23 protein-coding genes are annotated in these 25059 nt (G+C 62.7%); 11 read left to right on the forward strand and 12 right to left on the reverse strand.

Going from position 1 to position 25059, the window contains the following annotated elements; translation table 11 throughout:
• Positions 1 to 64: 64 nt before the first annotated feature.
• Positions 65 to 1630, reverse strand: coding sequence for an NAD(P)/FAD-dependent oxidoreductase (locus EN885_RS18095; RefSeq protein WP_128242994.1), 1566 nt, complete (start codon positions 1628 to 1630; stop codon positions 65 to 67).
• The gene (locus EN885_RS18100) at positions 1617 to 3236 is read right to left on the reverse strand and encodes an NAD(P)/FAD-dependent oxidoreductase (RefSeq protein ID WP_128242993.1); all 1620 of its coding nucleotides are present in this window, start codon (positions 3234 to 3236) and stop codon (positions 1617 to 1619) included. Before EN885_RS18100 ends, EN885_RS18095 begins: the two co-directional genes overlap by 14 nt.
• Before the next feature lie 184 nt (positions 3237 to 3420).
• On the opposite strand from EN885_RS18100, the gene EN885_RS18105 reads away from it, so the two are divergent.
• The 5 genes from EN885_RS18105 to EN885_RS18125 all read left to right on the forward strand — a co-directional run bounded on the left by EN885_RS18105 (position 3421) and on the right by EN885_RS18125 (position 8543).
• Complete coding sequence (locus EN885_RS18105) at positions 3421 to 4215, forward strand: class I SAM-dependent methyltransferase (RefSeq protein ID WP_128242992.1); 795 nt, start codon at positions 3421 to 3423, stop codon at positions 4213 to 4215.
• 6 nt (positions 4216 to 4221) lie between these two features.
• Positions 4222 to 4938: a transcriptional regulator BetI gene (gene betI / locus EN885_RS18110; RefSeq protein ID WP_128242991.1), complete on the forward strand. Its 717-nt coding sequence runs from the start codon at positions 4222 to 4224 to the stop codon at positions 4936 to 4938.
• 27 nt (positions 4939 to 4965) lie between these two features.
• Positions 4966 to 6048, forward strand: a complete 1083-nt coding sequence (locus EN885_RS18115; protein WP_128242990.1) for an ABC transporter substrate-binding protein — start codon at positions 4966 to 4968, stop codon at positions 6046 to 6048.
• A 114-nt stretch (positions 6049 to 6162) separates the two neighbouring features.
• Positions 6163 to 7236, forward strand: coding sequence for an extracellular solute-binding protein (locus tag EN885_RS18120; protein ID WP_128242989.1), 1074 nt, complete (start codon positions 6163 to 6165; stop codon positions 7234 to 7236).
• Positions 7233 to 8543 carry a flavin monoamine oxidase family protein gene (locus EN885_RS18125; RefSeq protein WP_128242988.1) on the forward strand — a complete coding sequence of 437 codons (1311 nt, stop codon included), beginning with the start codon at positions 7233 to 7235 and terminating at the stop codon, positions 8541 to 8543. The genes EN885_RS18120 and EN885_RS18125 overlap by 4 nt, the downstream gene beginning before the upstream one ends.
• Here EN885_RS18125 and EN885_RS18130 read toward each other — a convergent pair.
• The 3 genes from EN885_RS18130 to EN885_RS18140 are packed head-to-tail and all read right to left on the reverse strand — an operon-like array spanning position 8507 to position 11388.
• Complete coding sequence (locus tag EN885_RS18130; protein WP_095487114.1) at positions 8507 to 9580, reverse strand: ABC transporter ATP-binding protein; 1074 nt, start codon at positions 9578 to 9580, stop codon at positions 8507 to 8509. The genes EN885_RS18125 and EN885_RS18130 overlap by 37 nt on opposite strands.
• Before the next feature lie 40 nt (positions 9581 to 9620).
• Positions 9621 to 10445, reverse strand: coding sequence for an ABC transporter permease (locus EN885_RS18135; protein WP_095487113.1), 825 nt, complete (start codon positions 10443 to 10445; stop codon positions 9621 to 9623).
• A gap of 25 nt (positions 10446 to 10470) precedes the next feature.
• The gene (locus EN885_RS18140) at positions 10471 to 11388 is read right to left on the reverse strand and encodes an ABC transporter permease (protein WP_126104646.1); all 918 of its coding nucleotides are present in this window, start codon (positions 11386 to 11388) and stop codon (positions 10471 to 10473) included.
• A gap of 60 nt (positions 11389 to 11448) precedes the next feature.
• Between EN885_RS18140 and EN885_RS18145 the strand changes: the two genes are divergently transcribed.
• A complete protein-coding gene (locus EN885_RS18145) occupies positions 11449 to 11730 on the forward strand; it encodes a hypothetical protein (RefSeq protein ID WP_128242987.1) in 282 nt (93 codons plus the stop codon).
• The gene (locus EN885_RS18150; protein WP_128242986.1) at positions 11699 to 13111 is read left to right on the forward strand and encodes an aminotransferase; all 1413 of its coding nucleotides are present in this window, start codon (positions 11699 to 11701) and stop codon (positions 13109 to 13111) included. The genes EN885_RS18145 and EN885_RS18150 overlap by 32 nt, the downstream gene beginning before the upstream one ends.
• A 177-nt stretch (positions 13112 to 13288) precedes the next feature.
• Here EN885_RS18150 and EN885_RS18155 read toward each other — a convergent pair whose 3' ends face one another.
• Complete coding sequence (locus EN885_RS18155; RefSeq protein ID WP_128242985.1) at positions 13289 to 14491, reverse strand: aromatic ring-hydroxylating dioxygenase subunit alpha; 1203 nt, start codon at positions 14489 to 14491, stop codon at positions 13289 to 13291.
• Positions 14492 to 14514: 23 nt separating this feature from the next.
• Positions 14515 to 14853: a hypothetical protein gene (locus EN885_RS18160; RefSeq protein WP_128242984.1), complete on the reverse strand. Its 339-nt coding sequence runs from the start codon at positions 14851 to 14853 to the stop codon at positions 14515 to 14517.
• Positions 14854 to 14922: 69 nt separating this feature from the next.
• On the opposite strand from EN885_RS18160, the gene EN885_RS18165 reads away from it, so the two are divergent.
• Complete coding sequence (locus tag EN885_RS18165; protein ID WP_128242983.1) at positions 14923 to 15333, forward strand: hypothetical protein; 411 nt, start codon at positions 14923 to 14925, stop codon at positions 15331 to 15333.
• A 135-nt stretch (positions 15334 to 15468) separates the two neighbouring features.
• Here the strand turns inward: EN885_RS18165 and EN885_RS18170 are convergent, their stop codons facing one another.
• Positions 15469 to 17556, reverse strand: coding sequence for a PAS domain S-box protein (locus EN885_RS18170; RefSeq protein ID WP_164897866.1), 2088 nt, complete (start codon positions 17554 to 17556; stop codon positions 15469 to 15471).
• A 73-nt stretch (positions 17557 to 17629) separates the two neighbouring features.
• Positions 17630 to 18409, reverse strand: a complete 780-nt coding sequence (locus EN885_RS18175) for a response regulator transcription factor (RefSeq protein ID WP_185928140.1) — start codon at positions 18407 to 18409, stop codon at positions 17630 to 17632.
• 47 nt (positions 18410 to 18456) lie between these two features.
• On the opposite strand from EN885_RS18175, the gene EN885_RS18180 reads away from it, so the two are divergent.
• Positions 18457 to 19143, forward strand: coding sequence for a response regulator transcription factor (locus tag EN885_RS18180; protein WP_095487104.1), 687 nt, complete (start codon positions 18457 to 18459; stop codon positions 19141 to 19143).
• Between the two features lie 97 nt (positions 19144 to 19240).
• Here the strand turns inward: EN885_RS18180 and EN885_RS18185 are convergent, their stop codons facing one another.
• On the reverse strand, positions 19241 to 19408 hold the full coding sequence (locus tag EN885_RS18185; protein WP_126104649.1) for a hypothetical protein: 168 nt from the start codon (positions 19406 to 19408) through the stop codon (positions 19241 to 19243).
• On the opposite strand from EN885_RS18185, the gene EN885_RS33635 reads away from it, so the two are divergent.
• On the forward strand, positions 19401 to 19901 hold the full coding sequence (locus tag EN885_RS33635) for a hypothetical protein (RefSeq protein WP_164547095.1): 501 nt from the start codon (positions 19401 to 19403) through the stop codon (positions 19899 to 19901). The genes EN885_RS18185 and EN885_RS33635 overlap by 8 nt on opposite strands.
• A gap of 237 nt (positions 19902 to 20138) precedes the next feature.
• Positions 20139 to 20612 (forward strand): L,D-transpeptidase, encoded by a 474-nt coding sequence (locus EN885_RS18195; protein ID WP_095487655.1) that lies wholly within the window; start codon positions 20139 to 20141, stop codon positions 20610 to 20612.
• A 78-nt stretch (positions 20613 to 20690) separates the two neighbouring features.
• Here the strand turns inward: EN885_RS18195 and EN885_RS18200 are convergent, their stop codons facing one another.
• Positions 20691 to 23777 carry an efflux RND transporter permease subunit gene (locus tag EN885_RS18200; protein WP_128335200.1) on the reverse strand — a complete coding sequence of 1029 codons (3087 nt, stop codon included), beginning with the start codon at positions 23775 to 23777 and terminating at the stop codon, positions 20691 to 20693.
• Positions 23777 to 25042: an efflux RND transporter periplasmic adaptor subunit gene (locus EN885_RS18205; protein WP_126107330.1), complete on the reverse strand. Its 1266-nt coding sequence runs from the start codon at positions 25040 to 25042 to the stop codon at positions 23777 to 23779. The genes EN885_RS18200 and EN885_RS18205 overlap by 1 nt, the downstream gene beginning before the upstream one ends.
• Between the last annotated feature and the right edge of the window lie 17 nt (positions 25043 to 25059).

Raw genomic sequence — 25059 nt, forward strand, 5'->3', positions numbered from 1 at the left:
AGATGTCCGGCAGGACAGAGGGGGGCGCCGTAGAGCACGGCCTTGGCCGATTGAGTATTCATGCCTACCCCTTCATCCCAATAATGCGCCGCGCGGCATTCAAGCCGGGCGCGCCGGAAACGCCGCCGCCCGGATGCGAGCCGGCGCCGGCGAGGAACAGCCCGTCGACCGGCGTGTCGTAGCCCGACCAGCCGGAGACGGGGCGCGACATCAGCATCTGGTCGGCCTGCAGTTCACCGTGATGCCAGTGACCGCCCGGCATCCGGTAGCGCGCCTCGATGTCGGCCGGTGTCAGCAGCTCTGCATGAAGCACAGTCTTGCCGATTCCCGGCGCATAGGTCTCCAATTGAGCCATGATCGCCTTGAGGAATTTCGGCTTGCCAACGCTCCAGCCTTCTTTCAGCGCATAGGGCGCATACTGCACGACCGCAGACAGCACACAGGCGCCGTCCGGCGCCAGCGACGAGTCGGCAAGGCTGGGCAGCGTGATCTCCATCACCGGCTCCGGCGAGAACTCGCCGTACTTCGATGGATTGAAGGCGCGCTCGACATGATCGGGCGAGGGCGCGATCACCAGACGGCCCTTGTGGCCGGCGGCATCGACGCCGGTGAATTGCGGCGGCCGGTCGAGCGCCAGATGCAGCTTCGCCGCATCGCCCTTCATGCGGATATTTTTCATCTTGCGCACGAAGCCTGTGTCTAACTCGCGCGGCCCGACAAGATCGAGAAAAGCGGTCGCCGGATTGATGGCGGAGACGATCGTCTTGGCGCGGAGCATCTCGCCGCTGGCCAGCACAACGCCGACGGCGCAGCCTTTCTCGACGATTATCCTTGCCACCGGAGTCGCCGTGCGGATGGTCACCTCTGCCTTTTCCGCTGCAGCGCGGATGGCTGAAATGACAGCACCCATGCCGCCCTTTGGCAGAACCTTCGCGCCGGCTGTGCCGCCTGCCTCGCCTGCCAGCCGAAAGTAGAGACCGAGCAGCGAGGTCGGCGAGCGCGGGCCGAGATGGCTGCCGAGCGTGGCATCGAAGGCGAGCAGCCCCTTCAGCCTGATATCGGCAAGCTGCTCATCGAGCAGGTCGGCAACGTTCATCAGCAGCACGCGCAGGAAATCGCGCATATCCTCCTTACCAAGCTTCTTCAATGCCAGCGCGGTCTGACCGAGCGATGCCGTCTCAAGCAGCGACATGCTGCCGAGGGCGGGCGGCCGGCGTGCAAGGAACGGCTTCAGGATGCCGGCGTAGCGCAGCAGTTGCGCACGCAGCTCCTTCCAGGCGGTCTGCTCGGGGGAACTGGCGCCGGTCAGCACCTCGCCATAGGCGCCGTGCAGGACAAGCGACGGGCCGTCTTTCGACAGCGCCACGGACGGCACGAAGTCGTCGCGCGCGAATTGCAGGCCGTGCTTCTCCAACTCCAGCGTCTTCACCACTTCGGGGTGAAGACGGTTCAGCAGGTGAGCGATTGAGGAGACGCGAAAACCCGGCGCGAACTCCTCGGTGCGCGCCGCGCCGCCGACGTCTCGGGCGGCTTCCAACACCAGCACCTTGCGGCCGGCTTTCGCCAGCGTGGCGGCAGCGACGAGGCCGTTGTGGCCGCCGCCGATGACAACAACATCAAATAACGTCATGGGCCGGGCTCATATGCTTAGTCGGCTTGGCAAGGTCGCGCAGGATTTCGGCCGCTGCATTGCGACCGGGCGCGCCCATGACGCCGCCGCCGGGATGGGTCGAGGACCCGCACATATAGAGCCCCGTGACCGGCGAGCGGTATTGCGCGTAGCCCGGCACCGGGCGGTTGAACAGCAGCTGGTCGAAGGTCAGTTCGCCCTGGAAGATATTGCCTTCGGTGAGGCCGACCTCGGCCTCGATCTCACGCGGCGTGCGCACCTCCATATGGACGATGCGGTCGCGGAAGCCCGGCGAATACTCGGCGATCTGCGAAATCACGCTTTCGGCAAAACCATCGCGGTCGGCGTCGGTCCAGTCGCGGCCGTTCACCTTCGGTGGCGCGTACTGCACGAAGCAGCTCATGAAGTGCTTGCCAGGCGGCGCCATGGTCGGGTCGAGCGTCGTCGGGATCACCATGTCGAGGAAAGGGTCGGCCGACCAGCGTCCGGCCTTCCAGTCGTCATAGGCGCGCTCCATGCGCTCCATCGAATCGGTGAAATGCATATCGCCGCGATAGACCGGCGAATCCTTCGGCAGCGCCGGGAATTCGGGCAGCGAATCCAGCGCGATATTGACCTTGCCCGACGAGCCGCGAATCCTAAAATTCCTGACTCGGCGCAGGAAGACGTCGGGCAGTTCCTTTTCCTCGACCAGCTTGAGGAAGGTGCGTTTCACATCGGCGTTGGAGACGATGAGCTTGCCATAAATCTCCTCGCCGCCGGCCAGCATGACGCCTTTGGCCCTGCCGCGCTGGATCAGCACATGGTCGACCTCGGCGCCGGTGCGGATGGCGCCGCCGGAGGCCTGGAAGGAGGCGGCGAGCGCCTTGGTGACAGCGCCCATGCCGCCGCGCGCATAGCCCCAGGCGCCGACGGAGCCGTCGACCTCTCCCATATAGTGGTGCAGCAGCACATAGGCCGTGCCGGGCGACATCGGGCCGAGCGCAGTGCCGATGATGCCGGACAGCGCGAAATTCGCTTTGATGACATCGGTCTCGAAATATTCGTCGAGGAAATCCGAGATCGACATGGTCCAGAAGCGCAGCGTCAGCGCCATTTCCTCAGGCGTGAGCCCGGCGAACTTTCTGCCCAGATACAGAAGTTCGCCGAGGTCGCGTGGCCGGAAACTGGTCGGGTCGGGTGCAGTGCGCATCAGCAATGGCTGGATGAAGCGGCACTGCCGCGTCACGTCACGGGAATAGCGGTCATAGGCTTCGGCGTCGCGCTTGGAAAAGCGGGCGAACTCGCGCCGGTGAGCATCGTGATCGCGGTAATTGGCGAGATAGTCGCCATCCCTGGTGAACACCGCGCCGCCCTCGTAGGAAATCACCTGCAGGCCGAAGCGCGGCAGTTCGAGGTCGCGCATGATCTCGGGGCGAAACAGCGAGCAGACATAGGAGCAGTTGGAATAGAGGAAGCCAGGCGTCAATTCCCTGCTGGTGGCGGCGCCGCCGACCCAGCCGTTCTTCTCGACGACCAGCACGTCGAGCCCGGCGCGCTGCAGATAGCAGGCATTGACCAGACCGTTGTGGCCGCCACCGATGACGATCGCATCCCAGGATTTCATCTTGGCTCAGCCTTCATTTCTGCCCGACCGCTTCGTGTGATCGATCCCGAATACGCGAAATCTGGCATGGCTGTCGCCATATTGTCCAGCCATTTTGAATGAATGTTCAACAAATGATGTTGCGTTTTCGCGTTAATCCGCTAGGCTTTGCCAACATTCGGTATGGGCTTTGGACTGAGGTCTGATGATCGAAACGGTAGATGCCGAGCCGGAATATGACGACACCGCCATCCGCTTCCTCGAGGCGCTGTGGGGCGACGGCTATCTGTCGCCTGGCGGGCCGGATGAGGTCGACCGGGTTGTCGAGGGCCTTGCGCTCAAGGGCAAGTCGATCCTCGACATAGGCTGCGGGTGCGGCGGTATCACGCTGCATTTGCTCGAGCGCCATGGCGCTGCCCACGTTACAGGCTTCGATGTCGAGCCGCCGGTGATCGAGATGGCCAGGCAAAGAGCGGCCGCACGCGGGCTTTCCGGTCGCGCCAATTTCGTCCAGACGCCGCCCGGGCAGTTGCCCTTCGCCGACAGTTCCTTCGACGTCATCTTCTCGAAGGATGCGCTGCTGCACGTGTCTGACAAGGAAACCTTGTTTGCCGAAATCTTTCGCGTGCTGAAGCCGGGCGGTGTCTTCGCGGCATCGAACTGGATGATCTCGCACGACGGTGAACCATCGCCTGAGATGAAGGCCTATGTCGCCGCGGAAGGCCTGTCCTTCGCTATGGCATCGCCGGCCCGCTATGCCGCGGCGATGCGCCGGGCAGGCTTTGCAGACGTCACGGTGCGTGACCGCAATCCCTGGTATCGCGACGTCGCGCGGGAGGAATTGAAACGCCTCAAGGGCCCGCTCTACCCGGCGGTTGTGGCTGCGGTCGGTGCGGCCTATGTCGACAAGAACATACGAACCTGGGAAGCCATGCAGAAGGTTCTTGACAGCGGCGAGCACCGTCCCACTCATCTTCGCGGTCGAAAGCCGGTTGGATAGCTGGCGATGCTGGAGACCATCACGCCCATGAAGACAGCCGAGGCCAGGGAGGCCCTCCTCGAATCAGCGCGCAAACACGAGCCCGAAAAGCGCGGTCGCAAGGCGTCGAAGGAGGTCAGGCAGCTGCAGCTGATCGAGGCGACAATCGATTCGCTGGCCAAGCGCGGCTATTCGGAGACGACGATGGCCGATGTCGCCGATGGCGCCGGCCTGTCGCGCGGGATCGTCAACTTTCACTTCGAGAGCAAGGAGAGGCTGCTCGTCGCCACGTTAGCATACATGGCCGACGAATATGCCGCGCACTGGCGCGCTGCCCTCACCAAGGCTGGCGACGATCCTGCCCGCCAGTTGCAGGCTCTGGTTGCCGCCGATTTCGACCGCTCGATCTGCAACAAGCGCAAGCTGGCCGCCTGGTGCGCCTTCTGGGGCGAGGCAAAGTCGCGCCCGACTTATCAAGCGCTGTGCGGCGCGCGCGACGCGGCCTATCAGAAAGTCTTCATCGATCTTTGCGCGACGCTCAAGCAAAGCGGCGGCTATGCCTTCGAGCCGCAAGTCATGGCGCTGGCGCTCAGTGCCATGCTGGAGGGTCTGTGGCTGCGGCTGATGATGGGCACCGAGGACGTCACCCGCGAAACCGCGCTGCAGGCGGCGAACGAGTTCCTGTCGGCTGCATTTCCAAAGCATTATCCGTGGCCAACAGCCTGCAGCGACAAGACTGCATGAAACAATCAAAAAGAGGATGGAACAGCAATGAAGACCATGACCCGACGGCTGACACTGACATTGGCACTAGCCGGAACCTTGGCGGCCTCAGTCGCAGGGCTTGCGATCGCTGCCGACAAGGACCTGGTCGTGTTCGACTGGTCCGGCTACGAGGATCCCGGTTTCCACCAGAAATATGTCGACAAGAACGGCGACTCGCCGACCTTCACCTTCTTCGGCGACGAGGACGAGGCGTTCGAAAAAGCCCGCTCCGGCTTCAAGGCCGATCTCGGCCATCCCTGCTCGCAGAGCGTGGTGAAATGGCGCGACGCGGGCCTGCTGCAGCCGCTCGACACCTCGAAGATATCGGCCTGGAAAGACCTCAATCCCGGCATCATGGCGATGAAGGATCTCGCTACCACCGCCGACGGCAAGGCCTGGTTCATGCCCTGGGACTGGGGCAACTCGCAGCTGACCTACAATTCCGACAAGGTCGATGAGAAGGATGTCCAGTCGCTGAAGGCCTTGGCCGATCCCAAGTTCAAGGGCCGGGTTTCCATTGGCGACAATGTCGACGACGCCTATGCGCTGGCCTCGCTGGCGATTGGGCTCAAGGACTGGACCAAGATGACCGACGACCAGTTCAAGCAGGCGTCGGATTTTCTGCGCCAGGTGCACAAGAATGTTCGCTCCTATTGGACCGATTCCACCGATATCGTCCAGCTGTTGAGCGGCGGCGAGGTCGACCTTGCCTGGGCGTGGAACGACGCGACGGTGCAGTCGGTAGCCGCCGGCGTGCCGATCAAGGCCAAGAAGGATACCGACGAGGGGATCTCGACCTGGGTCTGCGGCTATGTGCTGTTCAAGGATGCGCCGGGGAATACCGACAAGGCCTATGATTATCTCAATGCCGTCAACGATCCGGAAGTCGCCAACATCCTGGTCAAGGACTGGGGCTATGGCCAGGCCAACGCCAAGGGCATGGCCGCTGTCGATCAGGCCGTGCTGAAGGAAAAGGGCTACGACGACGTGCAGAAATTCATCGACAAGACGCTGTTCCAGGCGCCGGTTCCATCCGATCTCAAGCTCAAGATGATCGCTGAGTTCGAGAAGATCAAGGCCGGCTATTGAGCTTGTTTCACCTATCTCGCCTGCCCACCAAACTGGCGGGCAGGCGGGCTCGCCAAGGTCGCTGAAATTCCGTAACGTCGCTGCGCCACTTCCCACGATGAGGAGTTTCGCGCCATGGGTTCCATGCTTCGCCGCCTTGCCGTTGCTGCCGCATGCACGATCGGCCCAGCTGCCCTCGCCGTTGCGGCGGACGGGGGCGACCTCGTCGTGTTCGACTGGTCGGGCTACGAGGATCCGCTGCTTCATCCGGCCTACGCCGTCAAATACGGCACTGAACCGAGCTTCGCTTTCTTTGGTGACGAGGACGAGGCCTTCCAGAAGATGCGGGCCGGCTTCAAGGCCGACATTGCGCACCCCTGCTCGCAAAGCGTGGTGAAGTGGCGCGAGGCCGGCATGCTGCAGCCGCTCGACACCAGCCGCATCGCCGGCTGGAAAGACCTCAATCCCGGCATCATGGCGATGAAGGATCTCACTACTGCCGCCGACGGCAAGGCCTGGTTCATGCCTTTCGACTGGGGCAACACATCGCTGCTTTATCGCACCGACAATGTGACGGCGGAACAAGCGCAGTCACTGCGGATCTTCGCCGATCCGAAATTCAGGGGACGCGTTACCATCGGCGACAATGTCGACGACGCCTATGCACTGGCAAGCCTGGTCATCGGGTTGAAGGACTGGACCAAGATGACCGATGCGCAGTTCAAGGAGGCGTCCGATTTCCTGCGCCAAGTGCACAAGAACATCCGCTTCTACTGGACCGACGATACCGACATCAATCAGGCCTTCTCCGGCAACGAGGTCGATCTGGCCTGGGGCTGGAACGAGACCTTCGTCACGCTCAAAGGCCAGGGTGTGCCAATCGCCATGAACCGCGGCACCAGGGAAGGCCTGTCGACCTGGGTGTGCGGCTATGTGCTGATGAAGGACGCGCCCGGTAATCTCGACCACGCCTATGATTTCCTGAACGCCGTCAATGCGCCTGATGTGTCAGGCTACATGGTCACGACATTCGGCTATGGTCATGGCAACGGCGCCGGCATGGCAGCGATCGAGCCCAAGCTGCTGGCCGAGCGGGGCTTCGACGATCTCGACAAATTCCTCGACAAGACCTTGTTCCAGCAGCCGGTGGCGCCGGAGCTCAAGCAGCGGATGATCGAGGAGTTCGAAAAGATCAAGGCCGGCTATTGAAGAGCGGGATCGAACGAACCGATGTCGTCATCGTCGGCGCCGGTTTCACCGGCCTGTCGGCGGCGCTGGAACTAAAGAAGGCCGGCGTCGATTTCCTGCTGCTCGAAGCGCGCGACCGTGTCGGCGGGCGGGTCGAGTCAATGGAGATCGGCCTCGGCGAGCGCGTTGACAGCGGTGGCCAATTCCTGTGCGAGGACATGCCGGAACTGATGGCGCTGGTCGAGGCCCGCGGCAAGACGCTGGTTGAGACCTATGTAAAGGGGGAATTCATCACGCAACCGCGGATGAGCGCTCAGCAAGCCGACCGAGCTTACCTGGGCTCGATGGCGATTCGCGACCGGATGAATGCGATCGCGCCGGACGAGCCTGATATTGCCGGATTGACCGTCGCGGAATGGCTCGACCGTCAGCCTGATCCCGACCAGGCCAAGGCGGCCTTCCGTTCGATGATCGAGGGCTTGTGGTGCCAGGCGCTCGAAAAGCTGCCGCTGTGGCACCTGATCGACAATGACCGTCGCATCACCAACGAGGTTTCGGAGCTGCAATATTTCGTGCGTGAAACCATGCAGTCGCTGGCGGACGATCTGGCCGGCGACCTCGGTGATCGCGTGCGGCTGAACACGCCGGTCGGAACCATCGAGCACGGGCCGGAAGGGGTTCGTCTCGCCTCGGCGATGGGTGTGGTCGAAGCGCGGTCGGCCCTGGTCGCGGTGCCGCCGATGACGGCCTTGAAGCTGGACTTTGCACCGCCGCTGCCGGCTGGCCTGAGAAGGGCGCTCGGTGTCTGGCAAAGCGGCGCGGTGATCAAAGTGCTGGTGCGCTATCCCAGCGCCTTCTGGCGTGCAAGAGGTCTGAGCGGCGTGGTGATGTGGCGCGACCTGCCAGGGCTGTTTGCCTGCGACGTGAGCAAGGACAACGACCATGCCGCGCTGGTCGTCTTCGTCGGCGGGCCGCTGGCCCTGCGCTGGCGTGAGCTCGGCGACACGGCATTGCGCGCCGAGGTGACGACGAGGCTGAAGGATGCGCTCGGCACGGAGGCCGCCGACATGCTCGATTTCAGCTATCGCGACTGGACGCATGATCGCTGGAGCGGCGGCGGCTACAGCGATCTTATCGTCGATGCGACGGCGACCGATGCCGAACGCATCATCCTTGCCGGCGCGCAGCCACTGCATTTCGCCGCGTCCGAACTGTCGCCGTCATTCCCGGGCTACATTGAGGGCGCTGTTATGGCTGGGCGCATCGCTGCACGAAAGATCATCTCGGGCCTTCAGTCTGCCATCGCCACCAGCGCCTCGGGATCGTAGGCGAGGCGGATCGAGGTGCCGACCGGTATGTCGTCGGCGCCGAAATCGTTGGTTTCGGTCACCGAAAGCGGCTTTTCCAATCCCGGGATCTCGACGATCAGATGGGTGATCTCGCCGAAGTAATGGCGCTCCACCACCTTGCCGGCCACCTCGAACTTCGCCGTGGCGTTGTCCCACAACACGCGCAGACGCTCCGGCCGGATGCCGAGCGTCGCAGCGCCGCCATTGCGGACGAAAGCCCTAGGCTTGTCGGTTTTGACGCGGCCGAAGCCCAGCGTGTCGAGGACCAGCGAAGCGCCGTTCTCCTCGACGATCTCGGCCTTGACGAAATTCATGCCGCCGAGGAAGTCGGCGACCTGACGGTTGACCGGCCGCTGGTAGATCTCCTTGGGCGAAGCGACCTGCGCGATCCTGCCGCCGAACATCACGGCGATGCGGTCCGACATCGCCAGCGCCTCATACTGGTCGTGCGTGACCAGGACGAAGGTGATGCCGACCGCCTGCTGCAGGCGGCGCAGCTCGACCTGCATCTGCTCACGCAGCTTCTTGTCCAGTGCCGACAGCGGCTCGTCGAGCAGCAGCACCTTGGGCCGCATGACCAGCGCCCGGGCTAATGCGACGCGCTGGCGCTGGCCGCCGGAAAGCTCGGTGGCGAGGCGTTTGCCGAGGCCGGTCAGCGACACCTGGGCCAGCGCCTCTTCGACGCGGCGCTTTTCTTCCGACCGTTCGAGCCTCAACCGCTTCAGCCCATAGGCCACGTTCTGCTCGACATTGAGATGCGGGAAGATCGCATAGCTCTGGAAAACCATGTTGGTTGGCCGGCGATTGGCCGGGATGCCCTCCATCGACTGGCCGTCGACCGAGATCAAGCCGCTGGTCGGATTGTCGAAGCCGGCGATCATGCGCAACAACGTGGTCTTGCCGCAGCCTGACGGGCCGAGCAGCGAGAAGAATTCGCCCTCCTTGATGGTCAGCGAGGCGTCGTCCAGCGCCTTGAACGACCCATAGTTGCGGGTGACGTTGCGAATCTCGATCATCGGTCGTTCGGTTTGGTGGGATCGTTCGGCTTGAGGCGGCTTAGGCATGGAGGCCTCCCTCGTTCTGAGTGCGCCTTGCCGCGCGGCGACGCAGGATTTCAGCGATGGTCATCAGCAGGAACGAGGCAGCCAGCAAGAGCGTGCCCAGGGCCAGCACGCCGGGCAGCTTCGAGGCGAAGCGCAACTGGCCCCAGATATAGATCGGCAGCGTCGCCTCGGTGCCGGTCAGGAAGAAGGCGATGATGAACTCATCGAGCGAGATGGTGAAGCAGACGAGCAGGCTGGAAATGATGGCCGGCGCCACCATCGGCAGCGTCACCCGTCTAAAGGTGCCGAAGGCGCTCTCGCCGAGATCGGCGGAGGCTTCCTCCAGGCTGCGGTCGAAACCCTCGAAGCCGGCGGTCAGCACGGTCATCGAATAGGGAATGCAGATCAGGACGTGGCCGAGCACGATGGTGAACAGCGACAGGCTCAAACCCAGTTGCAGTATCACCAGGAGCATGGATATGGCGACAATGATTTCGGGCAGCACCAGCGGCGCCATGATCAGGCCGTTGATGGCGCGGCGGCCGGGGTAGCGATAACGGGTGATCGAGCGGGCGGCGAGAATGCCAAGCACGGTGGAGAGGATGGAAGCCGATACGCCGACGACCAGGCTGTTCCAGGCAGCGTCAAGCAGCGCCGGCGTGCGTGGCAGGTCCTCATACCATTTGAGCGTGAAGCCGGAGAGCGGGAATTTCGGCGTCGCGGCGCTGTTGACCGAAAAGATCGGCAGGAAGATGACCGGCAGGTAGAGGAAAACGACATAGAGGAACGCATAGGTCGACAGCCAGCCGCTGGCCAGGAAGCGCCGCATCGCCGTCATCGCGCCAGCCTCATCGTGCCAGCCGTCATCGTGCTAGCCTCTGGGCGGCGCGGATGACCAGCACGGTGGCGCCGGCCATCAGCGTCACGATCAGCATGGTGGTGACCGAAAGCGCGGCGCCAAGCGGCCAGTTGGAGGCCTTGCCGAACTGCGCCTGGATGGCGTTGGCGATCATGACGCCGTCCTTGCCGCCGACAAGCTTCGGCGTGACATAGTCGCCGACGGTCGGGATCATGACGATCAGCGCCGCCGAGATGATGCCGGGCGTCGACAGCGGCAGCGTCACGCGCAGAAAGGAGCGAATGGGACCGTCGCCGAGATCCTTGGCCGCTTCGACCAGCGTGCGGTCGATTTTTTCCAGCGAGACGAAGATCGGCAGTATTGCGAAGGCCGCCCAGGCATGGGTCAGCGTGATGATGACGGCGCTCGAATTGTAAAGCAGCGCGGTCGACGGCTCATCGATGACGCCAAGACCCATCAGGCCGGAATTGAGCACGCCATTGTAGCCGAGGATGACCTTCCACGACATCACGCGCAGCAGATAGCTGGTCCAGAACGGTATCGTGATCAGGAACAGCCACAGGCTCTTGTGGCGGCCGCCATGGAACGAGATGAAGTAGGCGATCGGATAGGCGAGGACCACCGTGAAGAAGCTCACCATCAGCGAGATGTAGAGCGAGCGCCAGAGCAGGTCGCGATAGATCGGCTCGGTCAGCGCCACGCGGTAGTTTTCCAGCGTGAAGGTGCGATCGATGGTGAGGTAGTTCTGCGTCCAGAAGGAGTGCGCGACGACGACCAATATCGGCAGCACCAGAAGCACGAGCGCATAGAGAAAGGTCGGGCTGATCAGGGCAAAGCCCTGGACGGGTTCGGACTGCAGAAGGGCGTTTCGCCTGGCCCGCGTCATGCCAAACGTGGGCGATCCTTCTGCAGCCGCCGTCATTGCGGGCCCTCGGGCAGGGCCCTGGGCGTGATCTCGGTTGCTGGCGCGGATTGTCCTGCCATGCGGCGTCCCATTGCTAGCGCACCGGCTGTTTGTTCCCAATTTTGTACCCAGGGCGCCATCGCGGATCGCGCTCCGAGCTTGCCGGCTTTCTTTCATCATGCGCGCATCCGTGGATTGAAATCAAGCGCTATTTCTGCAATGTTGATTGAACGGACATTCAAAATTGTGCCAAGAAAGCCGGGTTTTCCGGTGCTTGGCGCCGAAATTCAGTCCGATGAAATTTGCGATGAAACGATGCGAGGCAACGATGGCGGCTGCAAGAGATTTGAGGGCGACTGAAACGGCTGGGCCTAGCGATGCCGTCGAGCTGGCCAAGCGCCACCTCGTCCAGCCCTGGCCGTTCGCCGGCTCGGTCGGCGCAGAGGCGCGCGCCCTGATCGGTGAGGGTGACGGCATCTACATCACCGACGGCACCGGCAAAAAGCTGATCGACGGGCCGGCCGGCATGTGGTGTGTCAATATCGGCCACCGCCGCGAGGAATTGGCGCGGGTGATGTACGATCAGGCGATGGCGCTGTCCTACAACACGCCGTGGTACACGATGAACGCGCCGTCAGCGGAACTCGCCACGCGCATCGCCGGTCATGCGCCGGGCGATCTCAACCATGTCTTCTTCACCACCGGCGGCTCCTCGGCCGTGGAGACGGCGCTGCGCTTCATGCAGTTCTACAACAATGTCCGCGGCCGCCCGGAAAAGAAGCTGATCCTGAGCCGGGGCGGCGCCTATCATGGCTCGACCTATCTGTCGGCCTCGCTCAATGGGCGCCCGCGCGATCGCGACTGGATGGACGGCGCCGACGATCTGGTCGTCAAGCTGTCGTCGCCCGATCCGTTCCGCCGTCCGCGCGGCATGAGTATTTCAGCCTTCACCGATGTCCTGGTCGACGAATTCCGCGATACTGTCGGCCGTGTTGGCGCCGACAGGATAGGCGCGTTCGTCGGCGAACCGGTGCAGGCGTCCGGCGGCGTCATCGTGCCGCCTGACGGGTATCTCAAGCGCATCCGCCAAATCTGCCGCGACAACGACATTCTCTATGTTTCCGACGAGGTGGTCACCGCCTTCGGCCGGCTTGGCCATGTCTTTGCTACCGGCGATATGTTCGGCATCGATCCTGATATGATCACCTTTGCCAAGGGCGTCACGTCAGGCTATTTCCCGCTTGGCGGCGTCATCATCTCGGAACGGCTTCTCGAGCAGCTGCGCCGCTCAAACCATCCGGACGCCATGTTCGGCCATGGATTGACCTACACCAGCCATCCGGTCGGTTGTGCAGTGGCGCTGAAGAACCTCGATATCCTGGAAGAAAGCGTGCTGACGCACGCGCGTGAGGTTGCGCCCTACTTCCAGGCGCAACTGAAGACGCTGGAGGAGTTGCCGCTGGTCGGCGAAGTGCGCGGCCTGGGGCTGATGGCTTGCGTCGAATGCGTCGCCGATCGCGAAAGCAACGATCCGCTGCAGCTCGACAAGGATGTCGGCAAGCGGATCGATGCGCATTGCCATGAACTTGGCCTGCTGGTCCGGCCGCTGATCAACATGTGCGTGATGTCGCCGCCGCTGATCATTACGCGAGAGCAGATCGATGACATGGTGTCGATCCTGCGCGAAGGCATTTCGCGCACGATGGACGATTTGCGGAAGGAAGGGGTGTGGCAAGGGTGACAGCCGATCTCCCCCCTTGAGGGGGAGATGTCGCCGAAGGCGACAGAGGGGGTCGGTTCGACCGGACGCGACCTACTGCGGTAGATGGAGGTTGGCGCTCTATGTGGGGCGACCCCCTCTGGCCTGCCGGCCATCTCCCCCGCAAGGGGGGAGATCGGCAGCTTCTCCGTCTCGCCTTTACGACTTCGACCGCAGCGCGTCATTCAGCGCCCACATGTCCTTTTCCTCCGGCGCCGTTTCTAGCCCGAGCACGGGGATCTGCTTGCGCAGATGGTCGTGGTGGGTGCGCACGCCATATTCGAGGTCGGAGAGATAGAAGCCGCCGAAGGCTTCCGACAGCATGGATTCATTGGACCACACGGAAAGCTGCACGTCCTCGTTCATGGTGTCCCGATCGATGCGGTAGGCGAGATAGCGTGCCGCTGCCTGCTCCCTGGTCTCGTCGGGGTAGCGGTAGATGGCGCCGCGCAGCAGCGTCTCGCCGGTCGATAGCGGAAACTCCTGATAGAACTGCACGGATTCCGGCATGATCGACAGCGCGTTGTTAGGGAAGATGCCGTAATAGATCCAGGCCTTGCGCAGGTGTTCCGGCAGACGCGTCGCCACGGGCGCGATCTTGATGTATTGCCCGACGCTCCAGCGCCGTCCGGCATGCGGATTGTAAGTGGCGAAGGAACGCGACACGCCATTGATGAACGGCTCGTCGAAATAGGTCGCGCCGTAAAGGTCCTGCAATGCGGGATGCGCCATGGCAACGTGGTAGCCTTCATTGTCGACGTCGCGCACCGACTTCCAGTTGACCGGGCTCTTCTGGGTCCAGATGCCCCAGGACGGCACCATCTCGGCGACGCCATAGTGGGCGATCTCGGCCTCGATCGGCTTCAGGAGCTCGGCCACCGACGGCTGCGGGCCACCCTTGCGGAAGCGGATGAAGATGAGACCCATCCAGATCTCGAGGTCGAGCGGCATCAGGCCGAATTCAGTCTTGTCGAGATCGGGGAAAGAACGCGGACGGGCGGCGCCCCGCAGTGTGCCGTCGAGATTATAGACCCAGCCGTGGAAAGGGCAGACCAGAGCATTCTTGCAGGTGCCTTGGCTATCGGCGACGACGCGGCTGCCGCGATGGCGGCACATGTTGTTGAAGGCGCGGACGACGCCGTCCTTGCCGCGCACGATCAGCGCCCGCTCGCCGACCACGTCCATGGTCAGATAGTTGCCGGCGTTCGGCAGGTCGGAGATGTGGCCGGCGATCTGCCAATGGTTGCGGAAGACGTATTCCTTCTCGAGTTCGAGCAGGGCGTCGGAATGATAACTCCACCCCGGCAGGCCCCGCCGGTCCCAATTGTTGGGGATCGCCACGTCGCGGAGGTGCGGGTTCATAAAAACTCTCATTTGTTGAATGCTCATTCAATAAAAGCATATTTTTCATTGAATTGCAATGGCTTGTCGAAATTGGTCCAGTTCTTGCCGCGAAATCTTCCGACGTTGTTTGTCGGAAGCCAAACGCTCAAGGCTTGAGAAATCTCGAAAATTCGGGTGTTAGCCAAGGTTCGCATAGACGTCTTATCTCGGCTTGAGCCATGAGAGCCGCGTGGGAAACATGGCTCCCGAAGATGGAAAAAAACAGCCCAGGGCTCGCCTGTTTTCAGGGCAATTCCGATGTCCGCCGATGCTCGAACCGGTTTTGTCCAAGATGCCGAAAAACCGGTTTCTTGCCCGTTACATTGCCGGATGCGCGTCATCGTTGGCTTGTTACAAAGTGCGAGTACGTTCGTTTCAACAGAAAAAGAAAATCAACGAAGGGAACGGCGATGTATACGAAAATCCAGACTGCCTACAATGACCGCCGTGTGCAGGCGCCGGAGCGCAACGACCGCCGGCCAAAGCTGGCGCTGCGCCAACGCGCCAACGACCATCCGATGGCGCTGTTCGCGGTGCTGGCTGCCGCCGCATTCGTCGGCATGGCGTTCGCGCCGACTGTTGGTCCAGCCTTCGCCTCACTCAATCCACCGGCAAACATCGTCGACGGCGCGCCGACCACGACCAAGACCGCGCGCCTGCCGATGCCGGAGATCGATTTTGTCTGCAAAGGGCAGGCCTGGGGCGCCGAGAGTGCGGACTGCCTGCGCGTCATCGCCGAGCAGTCCGGCATCCACAAGGCTCGCACGGCCCGCGTGATCGCCAATGCCGCGCCAGCCACCGATACGCCGAACGTTTTTTGATGCCCCCCGAGCGACCCTCCAGCGCTCCAGGCAGGCTCCCACCGCATCGTCGGTCGGGAGTCTTTTTTCTCCGGGCGCTAGCTCTTTGTTGAGAATCGGATTTTTCCAAAAACCGGTTTCCACCGGTCCGAAGTTCTAGCTGCCCAAGGCGGCCTGCTCGGCAATGGCCGAGAGCACGCCGCGCACGTCCAGTGTGCTGAACGGCTTTTCCAGGATCTGCGGCCGCTGCGGCGCAGGCAACGCCTCGATTTCGGCTTTCGCACCGATCAGATCGCCGGTGACCAGCACGAAACGCCGCGCCAGATCAGGTTTTTCGGCGAGCAGCTCGCGATAGATGGCGATGCCGCTGATGCCGGGCATGCGCAGATCGGAAAAAACGATGTCCGGCGGCATATGGCCGTTCAAGGTCGCGGCGGCCGATGCCCAGGCCGGCACGATCCGCGACTTGATTCCCATCAACTCCAGAATGTCGGACAGCGACGCCGCGACATCCGGCTCGTCGTCGATGATCAGGGCATGACGCAATCCGCTCGAGCGCGCCGGGCTTTCGCCGGCGATGGCCGCGCCGGCGGAGATCGCCGGCAACTGGACGACGAAACGGGCGCCCCTCGGCAGAACTTCTTCGAACCAGACATTGCCATTATGGCGTTCGATGATCGATTTCGAGATCGACAGGCCGATGCCGGTGCCGACGCCGACCGGCTTGGTGGTGAAGTAGGATTCGAAGATGCGGGAGCGTATCGCTTCCGGCACGCCCAGCCCGTTGTCCTCGACCGAAAATCCGGGATTGCCGCGGTCGCCGCGAAACGTACGGACCTTGATCAGCCGGTCGCCGGCAATGCCGGCCAAGGCGTGCTGGCTGTTGATGAGGAAATTGGCCGCCACTTGCGTCACATGGTCGGCATCGGCCATGGCCAGCAGCGGACCGCTGGCGAAATCGGTGTCGATGATGATGCCGCTCGACCTGGCGCCGTAGGCGGTCACTTCGAGTGCCGCGCGGACCACCTGGTTGAGGTCGGTCTCGGCTTGCGAAGCGGGATGCAGGCGGACCATCGAGAGGAAGCTCTTGACGATGCGGCCGCAGCGCTCGGCGGCAGCGCGCACCTTTTCGGCGCGCACCTTGGTCTGCGGGTCAGACGCGAATTCATGCAACAGCGTCGACTGGGCGACGACCACGGCAAGCGGGTTGTTGAGCTCGTGTGACACGCCGGCCAGCAGCGAGCCCATCGCCGCCATCTTCTCGTTCTGGTGCAGCTTTTCACGCTGGCGGCCGATCTCTTCCTCGGCACGCAATTTGTCGCGCAGGTCGCGGATCGAGCCGAAGATCAGGCGGCGGTCGGCGACCCGCATCTCGGTCGCTGTCAGTTCGATCGGAAAGACCTCGCCGGCCGCATTCTGGGTGACGGTCTCGATCCGCTGGCCGACCATCGGCGCGCCGCGGCCCGACATGTATTCGGCGCCCGACACATAGCCCTTGCGATAATATTCCGGAACGACGGTGTCGAGCAGGTCCTTGCCGAGGATGCCGCTGCGCTGGTAGCCGAACATCTTTTCGGCGGCCGGATTGAATTCGATGATAGAACCGGTCTCGTCGATGACGATGATGGCGTCGAGAGAAGCCTGCAGCATCGTGCGGCGGATCACTTCGCTGGCATGGGCATCGGAAAGCGATCGTTCGATGGCGTCGCCGATGGCCAGTGCCACGATGTGCAGCGTCGCCTCTTCCTCGTCGGTCCATTCACGCTCGTTCACGCAGGCGTTGACCGCCAGCGTGCCCCACAAATGGCCATGCGCAAAGACCGACACCGACAGGAATGACTTGATGTGCTGCTTTTCGAAGTCGGTCCTCAGAAAGCCTTCGAGGTCGCGCGTGTGTCCGGCGAAGATCTTGCCTTGCCGCTCGTCCTCCGCCAACCGTTCCAGCAGCGGGTCCGAATTGACGACCGACTGCATGATGATCGTCGGCGACGCCAGCTCGCCGCCAAATCGGGGATCGATCCAGTAGGCCGCAACCGACTGGGCAAACCCTTGGCCGGGCAGCTCGCGCAACCGGAACAGGATGCCGCGCTGGCAATCCATGGCCCCGCAGAGCGTTTCAAGAATGCTGTCCATCTCGCGCTGCCAGTCGCCAGCTTCGCGAAGCCGGCGAACGACATGGACAGCGGCCATCGCCGCGCCCTGCCTGACGCCGTGCATATCGCTGGGTGCTGCTTCAACCGTCATGGTCAGCCATCATTTCAGAATCGTACCAAGCCAGAGTGACGCCGGGCTAGATGATACCAGGCGGTCGCTCCGCTCAGTTGCTTTCGCCGGTCGGCAGCGAGAAGATATAGCCTTCGCCGCGCACGGTGCGCAGGAATTTCGGATTGGCCGGGTCCGCCTCGATCTTCTTTCTCAGCCGCATGATGCGGATGTCGACCGCGCGCGACGATTCAGGATCTTCCACGAAGCCGATCGCCTCGGAGATCGCCGCACGCGTCAACAATCGGTTGGCGCGTGTCAGGAAGACCTCCAGAACGTCGAACTCGCTCTTGGCCATGTCGATGACCGTCCCATTGGTGCCGGTGACAAACCTGCCGTCGAGATCGGCATGGAAGGGGCCAAAGCTCATGTAACGGCGATTGGCTGTTGCTTCGGCCTTGGCGCTCTGCGGCTCGGTCGGCTGCGGAACGCGGCGCAGCACGCTGCGGACCCTCGCCAGCACCTCGCGCAATTCATAAGGCTTGACGATGTAGTCGTCGGCCCCAAGTTCCAGCCCGACGATGCGGTCGAGCGCGGTGCCGGCGGCGGTGGCATAGATGATGCCGATCGGCATTTTCGAGCGCAGCCAGCGGCCGAGCGACAGGCCGTCTTCGCCTGGCATGGCGATGTCGAGGATGGCCAGGTGAAACGACTGCGTTTCCAGCAAGGTTCGCGCGGCGCTGGCACTCTCGGCCGTGGCGACATCATAGCCACTGGCGCCGAGATACTCGGCGACCGCGTCCCTCAGATCGGGCTCGTCCTCGACGATGACAATTCGTGCCCGCACTATGCTCTCGCTCCCGCTTTCAGTGGAAAGTAGATTGGGTATAAACATCATGTCCAGCGCTCATCTTGGGTTGCCGGTTGCAGGGTGGGAAAAAAATGGCTGCACGATCCATTATCGCGCTTGTTTCCGTCGCCGAAGTGGTCGCGACCAATCTCGCTGACCATCTTGAACGGCGCGGTCATGACGTGCGCGCGGTGCGGCAGCCGTGGGAGGCCGAATCCCTGCTTTCCGGAAAGGGCATCGATGTCGTCGTCGTCGGCGACAGCCTCAGCCAGGCGGAAGGGCGTGATCTGCTCAGGCGCCATGGCGGCGAGGGCGGGCCGGATTTCATCCTGATCTGCCGGCCGGCCGATCTCGTCGACAAGGTGCTGGCGCTCGAACTCGGTGCCGCCGATGTCGTCGAAAGCCCGCTCAACGTCAGGGAACTCGCCGCCCGTATCGGCGGCTTGCTGGCACGGCGCGGCAGGAACGCCGGGGAATTGGTCGTGCTGGAGAACGCGACGGTCGACCTCCGGTCGGCCATGGTGATGCATCGCTCCGGCACTGAAGAACAATTGTCGCCGGGTCAGGTGGCGCTGCTCAGACTGTTTCTGGCCAGCCCGCGCAAGGTTTTGACGCGCGACGACATCATTGCCGCCGCGCCCGCCGAAAATGCCGATGCCTTCGATCGCTCGATCGATTCGCGCATCGTGCGGCTGCGCCGCAAGCTCGACACCGAAACCATCACCACCATAAGGGGGGCGGGTTACCGGTTCGATCCGCCGACGCAGTTCGCCGACTGACGGCTGGCCCACTTCGCAAAGGATACTGTAGCACTTCAATTTTGCGCATGATCCCCAGCGAAAATCGTCTCCGATTTCGGGGGCATGCGCTTGCAACTCAGCGCACCACGAGGAGCGACGGCCCTGACGGCCTTTCGTAGGCCGTGCCGAGTTCGCTGGCATGGGCCCGATCTTTCAGGAGCACGGTGGCGAGGCCGGCAAAGCCGAGCAGGCCCTGCGCGTAGAGCAGTGCGGAAAGCACCGAAGCAGCAAATTTCGTGTTCATCGGTTTTGTTCCCCAAATTCGGTTTCAGGTTCGCTTCAGGGAAACCCCCGAAGCGCCCGCGCCGCCAGCGGAGCCCCCCGTCGCGGCGCGGGCCTTCGGTCCTCTCGGCTGCAAGTTGCCGGAGGGGCCGCGCATCTTCTTCAGCCCAAAACCGACCCGCCAGAGGGCCTTGAGCCGGTTGATGCGCAGGCTGGACACAATCCAGACCGTGGCGAAAAACAGTGCGGCATGTAGCGTCGAAACTTCGCTTGAAGTCATCCCCGCAAGCTTCGTCGTCGGGCCGCCAGCGAAGGTGCCGACGCCGCCAAGGACCGCTGCGGCTATGCTTATCCTGAAAACCCAGGACATCGCGTTCGATTGCAGGTTCATCTTCGTTTGTGCCGGCTGTTTTCGTTGGGTCAACTCTGCGGGTAGCCTGTATCCAGATCATGCCGCTAGCGCGCGCGCTTTGTTGCAAATTGGTTTCGATGCAAGTCAAATTTCTTTCATATGAGGCAATATTACTTTCGTTTAGCAATGACTGCGCCTTCTGCTTCCGCCGGTCAAACGAGGGCGTCATGTCCTCCGGGTTCCGCCTTTCGGATGTCCACGGATAGGCTTCCGGTCGTTAACCAGAGGAAACAGATTCGAAACAGAAATGCCTGCCACACGAAATCAATTCGAAACATCGCACGACGATAAGCCGGTCATCGAATTGGAGCCGGCCATGTCCGGCAGACAGGGGGATCTCATGTACACTGCCATTTCTGCCAAGCTCATCAACGTCGCTGCCGCCGCCCTGACGGGTGCAGCTCTTCTGTTCGGCGCCGGTAATGGCGTCGCCCATGCCGCCAATCGGGCCGCCAATCAGATCGTGGCGCGGATTTCGATTTCGCAACAGACGATGGAAGTCCTGGTCGACGGGCGGCCGACCTTCGCGTGGAAGGTCTCGACCGGCGCCAAGGGGCATGTCACCCCGACCGGCTCGTTCAAGCCGACCCGCATGCACCAAATGTGGTATTCGAGGAAATACGACAACGCGCCGATGCCGCATTCGGTCTTCTTCAAGGGTGGCTACGCCGTCCATGCGACTAATTTCGTCAAGCGCCTGGGACAGCCGGCCTCGCATGGCTGCGTGCGGCTGCATCCGGCCAACGCCGCCGATTTCTACCAGCTTGTCGAGATTTTTGGCCCGGCCAATACCCGGATCGTTATCGTCAAATAGCTAGCCGAGACGATCGGCCTGACGAGTATGACTGACTGCCCAAGAAAAAGGCCGGAAGTTCCGGCCTTTTTTCGTCATTCAATCAATCGGCACCGGCATCAGCTTCGGGTCCGGCTTCTCGGCATGATGCGGCAGGTCCTTGCTGGCGATGAAGGTGTAGAACATCGGCACCACGAACAGGGTGAACATGGTTCCCACCAGAATGCCGGTGAAGATCACCAGGCCCATCGAGTAGCGTGCCGCAGCACCCGCGCCGCTGGAGATGATCAGCGGCACCACGCCGAGCGCCATCGCCGCCGTCGTCATCAGGATCGGCCGCAGCCGCACCTTGGCCGAGGCGATGATGGCATCGCGGCGCCGCATCCCGTGGTGCTCGCGCTGCTGGTTGGCGAACTCGACCAGAAGAATGCCGTGCTTGGTGATCAGACCGATCAGCGTGATCAGGCCGACCTGCGTATAGATGTTGAGCGTTCCCAGCCCCAGATTGAGCGGCACGATCGCGCCGAAGATCGACAGCGGCACGGACATCATGATGATCAACGGATCGCGGAAGCTTTCGAACTGCGCCGCCAGCACCAGATAGATGACGAGAACGGCTGCCGCGAAGGCGATGATGATCGTGTAGCCCTGTTCCTTCTCCTGCCGCGACTGGCCGGTATAGTCGATGAAGAACGTGTCGGGCAGGCTTTCCCTGGCGATATCCTCGATGGTCTTCAACCCGTCGCCGGTGGTGACGGTGGGCAATGGCAGAGCGGAAATCGTGGCGGAGTTCAACTGGTTGAACTGCTCGATCACGGCCGGCGAGGCATTGGTCGAGATCTTCACCACCGCCGAGAGCGGCACCATCTCGCCCGACGCGCTGCGCACGAAATACTCGGCCAGCTTTTCAGGGTTGTCGCGGAATTTCTGCGGCACCTGCGGGATGATGTCGTAGCTGTTGGATTCGCGGTCGAATTGCGCCACTTCGGCGCCACCGACCAAGAGGGTCAGTGTCCGGCCGATGTCGGCGATCGGCAGGTTGAGCGCCGCAGCGCGGTCGCGGTCGATCGTCACCGTCACTTGCGGCGCGTCGAAGGTCATCGAGTTCTGCACGACCATGAAGCGGCCGGAGGCCTGCGCCTTGTTCTTGATGTCCTCTGCCGCCTCGTAGACCTGGGAGGCCTCGCCGGTCGAACGCACCACCATTGTGATCGGCAGGCCGCCGCCCGAGCCTGGCAGCGTCGGCGGTGCGAAGACGAAAGCTTCGACGCCCGCCACCTTGCTGAGGCGACCCGTGATGTCTTCCTGGAGTTCCTTCGAGCTGCGCGTGCGGTCGGCCCAGTCCTTGAACGCAAAGCCGACGAAAGCGGTGTTCGTCTGGCCGCCGCCGAAGGCGACCGCCGAGAACCGTGCCCGCGTCTCAGGCAGGTCATCGACCAGGCCAAGTATCTGATTGACGTAGCTCTCGGTATAGTCCGACGTCGCGTAGCGCGGCGCGGTCACCAGCGAAAGCAGGAAGCCCTGGTCTTCTTCCGGCGCCAGTTCGCTCGCGGTCCTGGTGAACATGACGCCGGTCGTGGCGACCAATGCGATGACGATCATCAGCGTCACCGGGCGATATTTCAGCGAGCCGCTGACCAGCCGCTCGTAGAGGTTTTCGACGCGCCCGAACGTGTTGTCGACAATGCGCTGGAAGCGGCTGTGCGAGCCGGCCCTCAGGATGCGTGCCGACATCATCGGTGTGATGGTGAGGGCGACGACACCCGAAAGCACCACCGAGCCGGCAAGCGTCACCGCGAATTCGCGAAACAGTGCGCCGGTCAGGCCGCCGGTGAAGGCCAGCGGCGCGAACACGGCGGCCAGCGTTATCGTCATGGCGACGACGGCGGAGGAGATCTCCCGCATGCCGTTGAAGGCCGCCTGCATCGGCGACATGTTGTCTTCTTCCATGTGGCGGTGAATGTTTTCCACCACCACGATGGCATCGTCGACGACGAGGCCGATCGCCAGCACCATAGCCAGCAACGACAAAAGGTTGATCGAATAGCCCAACGAAAACAGCAGGAAGCAGACGCCGATCAGCGACAGCGGAATGGTCACGATAGGCATCAACACCGAGCGGAATGAGCCGAGGAAGAGCAGGATGACGACGATGACGATGATGACCGCCTCGCCGATGGTCTTGAACACCTCCTCGATCGAAGCGCTGATCTGCTCGGTCGAATCGTAGACGATCTCGATCGTCATGCCGAGCGGCAGCGTCTCCTGGATGGTCGGCACAATTTCGTGGATCGCCTCCGCTGTCGTCAGCGGATTGGCGGCCGGCGTCGGGAAGATGGCGAGGAAGATGCCGGGCTTGCCGTTGAAGCTGACCCTGGTGTCGGTGTTCGCCGCGGCGAGCTCGACGCGCGCGACGTCACGCAGCCTCACCACATTGCCGTTGTTGGAGCGGAGCGGAAGGGCGGCGAAAGCCTCCGGCGTCTGCAGCGTCGAGCGGACGGTGATCGAGGAAGCCACGTACTCGTTTTCGGTATTGCCGGGCGCGGAGAGGAAATTCGATTCGTTGATGGCGGTCAGCACTTCCGCCGCCGTCACGCCGCGCGCCGCCAGTTTGATCGGGTCGATCCAGACGCGCATCGAATATTCGGCGGCCCCGAAGATCTGCACGTCGGCAACGCCCTCGACCGTCGACATGCGCGGCCGCACGACTCGTTCGATATATTCGGTGAGCTGTTCCGGCGTCATGTTCGGATTCTGCATCGAGATATACATCATCGCGAACTGCTCGCCGGTGCCCTTGACGATCACCGGGTCTTCGGCCTCGTCCGGCAGCTCGCCGCGCACGCCTTGTACCTTCGACAAGACTTCATTCAGCGCGATGTCGGGGTTGGAGCCGAGTTTCATCTGCACCGTCACGGTGCTGGAGGACGGCCGGCTCGCCGACGTGACATAATCGATGTTTTCGGTCGAAGCGACGGCACGGGCGATCGGCGCGGAAATGAACCCTTGGATCAAGTCGGCGCTGGCGCCGGGATAGGCCGTGGTGATGGTGATGGCCGTTTCTTCAACTTCCGGATACTGCCGGATCGAAAGGTTGAAGATGCCCTGGAAACCCAGAAGCAGGATCATCAAGGCGAGCACGGTCGAAAGGACCGGACGGCGGATGAAGAGGTCGGAAAAGCTCATTACTGGGTTGCCTGCTGGTTTGCCGGCTTGGTCGGGTCGATCGTGTTGTCGACGGCAACGGACATGCCGTTGGAGAGCCGGTTCTGGCCGGCGGTAACGACTTCGTCGCCGGGCTGGATGCCTTCCAGGATCTCAACTAGGCCGGCGTTGCGGCGGCCGGGCTTAACGAACACCTGGGCAAGCACGAGCTGCGGCTTCTGTTCTTCCGCTTTCGGTTCGGCCGGGGTAGCAGCCGGTTTTTCCTCCGGTTTTGCCGCGGGTGCTTCGGCCGCGGGCTTCGCGGTGTCCGTGGCGGGCTTTTCTTCCGGCTTCGCAGCAGCAGGGGCCGCGCCACTGGCTGCGGCCGGCTTCGCCGGACGCACCACAAAGACAAAGTCACCGTACAGGCTGGACGTCAGCGCGGTCTGCGGCACCGTCAGCACGTTGTTTTCCTCGGGCAATTCGACGCGCACCTGCACGAACTGGCCAGGGGTCAGCTTGCCTTCGGGGTTAGCGACCTCGGCCCTGACCGTCACCAGCCGGCTGGTCGGGTCGATCTTCGGGTCGATACCGCGGATGGTGCCGGCGAACGGCAGCTCGCCGTCGCCAATGCCCAGCCGCAGCTTCTGGTCGATCTTCAGTAGCGGGAGCTGCTGTTCGGGAATCGAGAAATCGGCCCGCATCGTCTCCAGGTCCTGCAGTGTCACTACGGAAGTGCCGGGTGAGAGATACTGGCCGAGATCGATCCTGGGAATACCGACCGTGCCGCCGAAGGGCGCTGTCAGCAGCTTCTGATCGAGCACCGCCTGCAGCCTGTTGACCTGCGAAGCGGAAGCCGATGCAGTTGCCCGCGCCGTGTCGAGCGTCGATTCCGAGCCGACACCGCGTTTCTGCAATTCAAGGGCGCGTGTCAACGCCGTCTGGTCGAGCGCTGCTTGCGCCTTCGTCGCATCGAGATCGGCGCGCTCGGCGGCATCGTCGAGCTGAAGGAGAACCGCGTTGGCTTCAACCTTCTGATTGGCGTGAAATAGGATGTCCTTGACGATGCCGGCGGTTTCGACGGTCAGGTCGACGCCGCGTACCGCGCTTACCGTGCCGATCGCTTCGACGCCCGGCGTCCAGCTGGTCGGCTTGACGATTGTCGTCGACACCGTCGCGGCCGGCGGCTTCATCGTGGCGAAGAATTGCTGGATCGCATTGTCGCGGAACAAATTGAAGCCGACGATGCCGCCGCACACCAGCACGAGCAGAATGAAGGCGATGATGAAGCGCTTGATCACGAACAGTCCCCTTGGCCATGGCC

It is taken from the genome of Mesorhizobium sp. M6A.T.Cr.TU.014.01.1.1, from assembly GCF_004022765.1.
Classification (GTDB): domain Bacteria; phylum Pseudomonadota; class Alphaproteobacteria; order Rhizobiales; family Rhizobiaceae; genus Mesorhizobium; species Mesorhizobium mediterraneum.

Excerpts from the sequence above, each read along its gene's own strand:
- EN885_RS18100 (WP_128242993.1), bottom strand. The coding sequence starts at position 3,236 with ATGAAATCCTGGGATGCGATCGTCATCGGTGGCGGCCACAACGGTCTG.
- EN885_RS18160 (WP_128242984.1), bottom strand. The coding sequence starts at position 14,853 with ATGACGCGCATCCGGCAATGTAACGGGCAAGAAACCGGTTTTTCGGCA.
- EN885_RS18130 (WP_095487114.1), bottom strand. The coding sequence starts at position 9,580 with ATGATCGAGATTCGCAACGTCACCCGCAACTATGGGTCGTTCAAGGCG.
- EN885_RS18155 (WP_128242985.1), bottom strand. The coding sequence starts at position 14,491 with ATGAACCCGCACCTCCGCGACGTGGCGATCCCCAACAATTGGGACCGG.
- betI (WP_128242991.1), top strand. The coding sequence starts at position 4,222 with ATGCTGGAGACCATCACGCCCATGAAGACAGCCGAGGCCAGGGAGGCC.
- EN885_RS18105 (WP_128242992.1), top strand. The coding sequence starts at position 3,421 with ATGATCGAAACGGTAGATGCCGAGCCGGAATATGACGACACCGCCATC.
- EN885_RS18140 (WP_126104646.1), bottom strand. The coding sequence starts at position 11,388 with ATGACGGCGGCTGCAGAAGGATCGCCCACGTTTGGCATGACGCGGGCC.
- EN885_RS18135 (WP_095487113.1), bottom strand. The coding sequence starts at position 10,445 with ATGACGGCGATGCGGCGCTTCCTGGCCAGCGGCTGGCTGTCGACCTAT.
- EN885_RS18120 (WP_128242989.1), top strand. The coding sequence starts at position 6,163 with ATGGGTTCCATGCTTCGCCGCCTTGCCGTTGCTGCCGCATGCACGATC.
- EN885_RS18175 (WP_185928140.1), bottom strand. The coding sequence starts at position 18,409 with ATGTTTATACCCAATCTACTTTCCACTGAAAGCGGGAGCGAGAGCATA.
- EN885_RS18195 (WP_095487655.1), top strand. The coding sequence starts at position 20,139 with ATGTACACTGCCATTTCTGCCAAGCTCATCAACGTCGCTGCCGCCGCC.
- EN885_RS18145 (WP_128242987.1), top strand. The coding sequence starts at position 11,449 with ATGCGGCGTCCCATTGCTAGCGCACCGGCTGTTTGTTCCCAATTTTGT.
- EN885_RS18200 (WP_128335200.1), bottom strand. The coding sequence starts at position 23,777 with ATGAGCTTTTCCGACCTCTTCATCCGCCGTCCGGTCCTTTCGACCGTG.
- EN885_RS18180 (WP_095487104.1), top strand. The coding sequence starts at position 18,457 with ATGGCTGCACGATCCATTATCGCGCTTGTTTCCGTCGCCGAAGTGGTC.
- EN885_RS18185 (WP_126104649.1), bottom strand. The coding sequence starts at position 19,408 with ATGAACACGAAATTTGCTGCTTCGGTGCTTTCCGCACTGCTCTACGCG.
- EN885_RS18115 (WP_128242990.1), top strand. The coding sequence starts at position 4,966 with ATGAAGACCATGACCCGACGGCTGACACTGACATTGGCACTAGCCGGA.
- EN885_RS18165 (WP_128242983.1), top strand. The coding sequence starts at position 14,923 with ATGTATACGAAAATCCAGACTGCCTACAATGACCGCCGTGTGCAGGCG.
- EN885_RS18150 (WP_128242986.1), top strand. The coding sequence starts at position 11,699 with ATGGCGGCTGCAAGAGATTTGAGGGCGACTGAAACGGCTGGGCCTAGC.
- EN885_RS18095 (WP_128242994.1), bottom strand. The coding sequence starts at position 1,630 with ATGACGTTATTTGATGTTGTTGTCATCGGCGGCGGCCACAACGGCCTC.
- EN885_RS18170 (WP_164897866.1), bottom strand. The coding sequence starts at position 17,556 with ATGACGGTTGAAGCAGCACCCAGCGATATGCACGGCGTCAGGCAGGGC.